Genomic DNA, 4,893 nt, shown 5'->3' with positions numbered 1-4,893 from the left:
TGTACCGATTCCATCAGATAGGGGCAGCAGCTCCAGGATCAAGATGTGTGGAATGGACAGGTTTGGAAGGAAGTGAAACATCGTCAACTGGGCAAGCAACCGATAATAAGCAAGCTTGACTTAAATCGAAGGATCCATTCTGCTCTAAAGCTATTGCAACAACAAATAGCAAAAGTTCGATCCTTCTTTCAACTCCCAGATACTCGATATGCTGCTTTTCAAGAGTCCACTGCATAATGCATGTCTGGATATCAATTGGGAAGACTATATAGCATTGTGCTTAAAGGCTCCGGGAATTGCAAAAGAACCAGAAAAGTCGGTTATGCAGCGTCGCTGCTGCACGACGAGGAGACGTTCAACAAGGGTTTTATGGAGATTTCACCGGTTGCGGCGCGGGCCGGTCTAAAGCGTTAATAACCGCCGAATGATCACTCCCGCCAGCATTACCCCGAACAGCGCCGGCATGTAGGAAATCGTGCCATTGATTGCTCGTGGTCGACCGGGCGTGTCACTGTCCAGTGGTGAATGCGGCAGCGGTTGCCGACGGGCTTCGTCGCTGTAGATCACCGGATAATTCAGTGGCGCATCCAGTGCCCGCAATTGCCGACGCAACTCACGAGCCAGCGGACAGACTTGAGTCTGATTCAATTGCGCCACCCGCACCCGGCTCACGTCCAGGCAATTCCCTGCGCCCAAGGCCGATATGACCGGTACGCCGTGGCGATGACACCCCGCGACCAGCGCCGCTTTGCAGGCGATGCTGTCAATGCAATCAGCGACGTAATCATACCGGGCGGCAGTGATCAATGCCTCCGCGCCGCTGGCCTGGAGGAAATCACCAATCAGGGTCAATTCGAGCGTGGGATCAATGTCGCGCAGCCGCGCCGCCATAACGGAAACCTTGGATTGGCCGAGGGTGGAATGCAGCGCCAGCAGTTGCCGGTTGAGATTGGACGGGGCTACCGTATCGTGATCCAGCAAGGTCAAGCGACCGACGCCAGCACGGCCCAGCGCTTCCGCCGCGTAACCGCCGACTCCGCCCAGTCCGGCTACCAGCACATGCGCGGCCCGCAATCGGGCCAGCCCTTCAGCGCCGATCAGGATTTCAGTACGAGCGTGGGGATCAGACATCGGGGATTCCAAACAGGCGGCAGGCGTTGGCATTGGTGGCAGCGGCAATTTCAGCCGGATCGGCGCCGCGCAGTTCAGCGACACAGGCCAGCACTTCCGGCAGATAAGCGGGTTCGTTGCGTTCGCCGCGATGACTGCTCAATGGCTGGTCGGGTGAATCGGTCTCCAGCATGAACCCGTCCAGCGGCAAGGTTTGGATCAGACTCCGTAAGCGGGTCGCCCGTGGATAGGTCAGCGGCCCACTGAAACTAAGCAGGACGCCCAAATCCAGCAGCCGCCGGGCCTGATCCGCGCTGCCGGAAAAGCTATGCACCACTCCACGCACGCCCGGATAGCGTCGCACCTGTTTGATCACATCATCCACCGCATGACGGGCGTGAATAATAACCGGCAGATTATGGCGGCGAGCCAAGTGCAAATGTCCGGTGAAATACTCAGCCTGCTGGTTGTGGTCGAGATTCGGCAGATAGTAATCCAGCCCGCATTCGCCAATCGCTACCGGTCGCTCGCGAATCAACCAGTCGGCCAGCACATCAAGATGTTCGTGCCGATGTTCGGCCAGCCAGGCCGGATGCAGGCCGTAGCTGGGATACAGCCCCGGATAACGGACCGCCACGGTTTTAAGCTGCGGCCACAACCGGGCACTGACCGCCGCCAGCACCTGCGCCTTTACGCCGGCGGTATGCGCCCGCTGGTAGGCGGCGTCGCGGTCGGCATCAAAGCGGGCGTCGTCAAAATGGCTATGGCTGTCAATCAGCGCGAGCATTAGGAACGCCCGTCAGGCGATCACAATTTGTACGTTGGCGGCGCGTCCAAAAACCGAGGACGGGGTGATACCAAACATGTTGCGGAAGGCCCGGCTGAAGTGCGAGGAATCAGCGAAACCGGCGCCCAGCGCCGCATCGGTGAGCGTATCGCCCTTGGCGATCAACGCCGCGACCACCCGCATCCGATGCCATTGCCGGAAGCGGCGAATCGGCACTCCCACTTCTGCCTTGAATAGATGAACCAGCCGGGTTGGCGAAAGATTGATGTACTCAGCCAATTCGTTCATCGAGTAGCTGTGGGTCACATCTTCTTTCATCAGCCGGATCACCCGCTGAATCCGACCATCCAGCGGATGCTGGCGATCTTCCGGGTTGGGCGGTGGAATCAGGCGGTCGAGCAAATTGTGGATCGTGGCAGCGTCCGGCTGGCGTTCCCAAGCATCGCGCAACGCGGCCAGTACCGCAGCTTCGTCGGCTAATCCGTACAGACATTGCCATTCGCCGTCGAACATGGCGTTGTGAATGGTGGCGTAATCGGTACCTTCTGGCTCAACGAACAGGATCGCCATAATTGCGCCGCCGACCTGGATTTCGTGCAGGCAGCCCGGCGGAACCAGCACGCTGCGGCCTTCTCGCCAACCGCTGCTTTCGCTTTCCAAAACCCGGAATGGTTGATCAATGCCTACGCACAACGCTGCTGAACCCAGCCGGTGTTCGGAGATATCGGGCAGGCGGCCCATGAAAAAGCCGCGATTTTGCCAAATGTACAGCTTGCTCAAGGTGGTGTTTTCTCTTGGTGTCATTTGAAGTGCGTGGGCCGTGGCCACGTTTTCCCAAGCGGCGACGGGTTGCCGCACTGTTGCAAAGTGTAGTTTTCCAGCGCCCGACTAGCCAGTTTCGACAAAGCGTTGCCATTTTCGACAAGCCCAGTCCTCGTGAAGTGATTAGCCTTGTGTCATTCGCGACTTCCGTCGCCGCGTAAACCACGGCCCGGCCATGTATCGGGCCAGAGGATCGGAGCCATGTACGACTACATCATCGTGGGCGCAGGTTCAGCCGGTTGTGTGCTGGCTAATCGGCTGTCCGCTGACCCGAACCGGCGGGTCTGTTTGTTAGAGGCCGGACCAGAAGATACCAGCCCGTGGATTCACATTCCGGTCGGCATGTTCTTTATGATGCGCAGCAAAACGATGAACTGGCGTTATCAGACCGAGCCGCAGCCACAATTGAATCAGCGGCGCTTGTTCTGGCCGCGTGGCAAAACTCTGGGTGGCAGCAGTTCCAGCAATGCCATGGTGTACACCCGGGGTCATCGTTGGGATTACGACCATTGGGCGGAACTGGGCAATCAGGGTTGGAGCTATGCGGAGCTGCTGCCGCTGTTCAAGCGTTCACAGCATCAGGAACGCGGTCCGTCCGAGCATCACGGGGTCGGTGGGCCGCTCAACGTCGCTGATCCGCGCCAACGCAGCGAAATTAGCGAGGTTTTTGTCCGCGCTGCGGGCGAGGCGGGTTATCCGCTGAGTGACGATTTCAACGGTGCCGAGCAGGAAGGAGTCGGTTTTTACCAGTTGACGCAAAAGGAAGGCCGGCGCTGTAGCAGTGCCCGCGCCTATTTGCATCCCATCCGCCAGCGCCCGAACCTGATGATTATCACTCATGCACTGGCCAGTCGGGTGTTGTTCAAGGGCAAGCGGGCGGTGGGCGTGGCCTATCGGACCCGCGAGGGTCAGACGGTCGAAATTCAGGCGCAGCGCGAGGTTTTACTATCCGGCGGCGCGATCAATTCGCCACAGCTTTTATTACTATCCGGCATCGGGCCGCACGCCGAACTGGGACGGCACGGCATTTCACAGGTGCATGAACTGCCTGGCGTTGGCCAGAACTTACAGGATCATCTGGATGTGATCGTCGCTCACCGCGAATGCCGACGAGCCTCCTACGGCTTCGCGCTGTCATTCCTGCCCCGGCTGCTCAAGAGCATTGTTGACTATCGCCGCCACGGGTACGGGTTCCTGACCAGCAACCTGGCCGAAGCCGGCGGTTTCGTCAAATCCGACCCCGCCTTGCCGTTGCCCAATCTGCAATACCACCTGACCTCGACCATTCTCGACGATCACGGGCGGCGCATCTGGCTCGGCTACGGCTATTCGCTGCATGTCTGTGACCTGCGGCCCAAGAGTCGCGGCCATCTGGCGCTAAAAAGCGCTGACCCATACGATCCGCCGCTGCTTCAACCCAACTATCTGAGCCACCCGGACGATTTGGAAACCTTGCTAACGGGGGTGAAGACCTGTCGCAAAATTCTCGCAGCACGAGCTTTCGACGGTTATCGCGGCGAAGAACTGTTCCCTGGTAAAGCGGCGCAAAGCGATGAGGAGTTGCGGGAGTTCATCCGGTGCCGGGCTGAGACCATCTATCACCCGGTTGGCACCTGCAAGATGGGGCACGATCCAATGGCGGTAGTGGACGATCAACTGCAGGTTCACGGCCTGAGCGGGCTGCGGGTGGTGGACGCTTCGATCATGCCGACCCTGATCGGCGGCAACACCAATGCGCCAACTATCGTCATCGGTGAGAAGGTAGCGGAACTGATTCTGGCGGAGCCAGCGTGATGGCAAATCAGGCAATCTGCACCACCGTTTCATTCACGGCTGGGCAAAACTAAAACTATTGCTCAGACTGCGGCAGTACCCTTATTACTTTTATCGTAACTACCTACCCTCGTCATGCCACGACTACAGGTTGCAGTAAAAATAGCTGCCGCAGGTGGGTGAACACATTCATCCGTTGCGTAAATCATGGTCTTTTATTCCATGACTCACTTCTTGCTTCATCGAGGCTGCCCAGGGGTACGGCTTGGTTTTCGCCACTCAACTCCCCACGGGTGGGGAGCTTTACGCCGATGAGGCGACCGCATGCTCCCCCAGGTCTCACGCCCTCTCCACAAGCGTTACTTCCCGCCCAACTGGCGGTAGGTTCCTGAGAACGGCAA

4 protein-coding genes are annotated in these 4,893 nt (G+C 58.5%); 1 reads left to right on the top strand and 3 read right to left on the bottom strand.

Annotation, left to right across the window (positions count from 1 at the left end; translation table 11 throughout):
* Positions 1-402: 402 nt before the first annotated feature.
* The 3 genes from BN874_RS06325 to BN874_RS22260 are packed head-to-tail and all read right to left on the bottom strand — an operon-like array spanning position 403 to position 2,677.
* Positions 403-1,131, bottom strand: a complete 729-nt coding sequence (locus BN874_RS06325) for a tRNA threonylcarbamoyladenosine dehydratase (protein ID WP_034431575.1) — start codon at positions 1,129-1,131, stop codon at positions 403-405.
* Positions 1,124-1,897: a TatD family hydrolase gene (locus BN874_RS06320; protein ID WP_034431574.1), complete on the bottom strand. Its 774-nt coding sequence runs from the start codon at positions 1,895-1,897 to the stop codon at positions 1,124-1,126. The genes BN874_RS06325 and BN874_RS06320 overlap by 8 nt, the downstream gene beginning before the upstream one ends.
* Before the next feature lie 12 nt (positions 1,898-1,909).
* Complete coding sequence (locus BN874_RS22260; RefSeq protein ID WP_051497498.1) at positions 1,910-2,677, bottom strand: helix-turn-helix transcriptional regulator; 768 nt, start codon at positions 2,675-2,677, stop codon at positions 1,910-1,912.
* Between the two features lie 243 nt (positions 2,678-2,920).
* Between BN874_RS22260 and BN874_RS06310 the strand changes: the two genes are divergently transcribed.
* Complete coding sequence (locus BN874_RS06310; RefSeq protein ID WP_034431573.1) at positions 2,921-4,513, top strand: GMC family oxidoreductase; 1,593 nt, start codon at positions 2,921-2,923, stop codon at positions 4,511-4,513.
* Positions 4,514-4,893 lie beyond the last annotated feature (380 nt).

It is taken from the genome of Candidatus Contendobacter odensis Run_B_J11 (genome assembly GCF_000531125.1).
In the GTDB taxonomy this organism is placed as follows: domain Bacteria; phylum Pseudomonadota; class Gammaproteobacteria; order Competibacterales; family Competibacteraceae; genus Contendibacter; species Contendibacter odensensis.
This window is presented reverse-complemented; position numbering and strand designations above follow the sequence as displayed.

Excerpts from the sequence above, each read along its gene's own strand:
- BN874_RS06325 (WP_034431575.1), bottom strand. The coding sequence starts at position 1,131 with ATGTCTGATCCCCACGCTCGTACTGAAATCCTGATCGGCGCTGAAGGG.
- BN874_RS06320 (WP_034431574.1), bottom strand. The coding sequence starts at position 1,897 with ATGCTCGCGCTGATTGACAGCCATAGCCATTTTGACGACGCCCGCTTT.
- BN874_RS06310 (WP_034431573.1), top strand. The coding sequence starts at position 2,921 with ATGTACGACTACATCATCGTGGGCGCAGGTTCAGCCGGTTGTGTGCTG.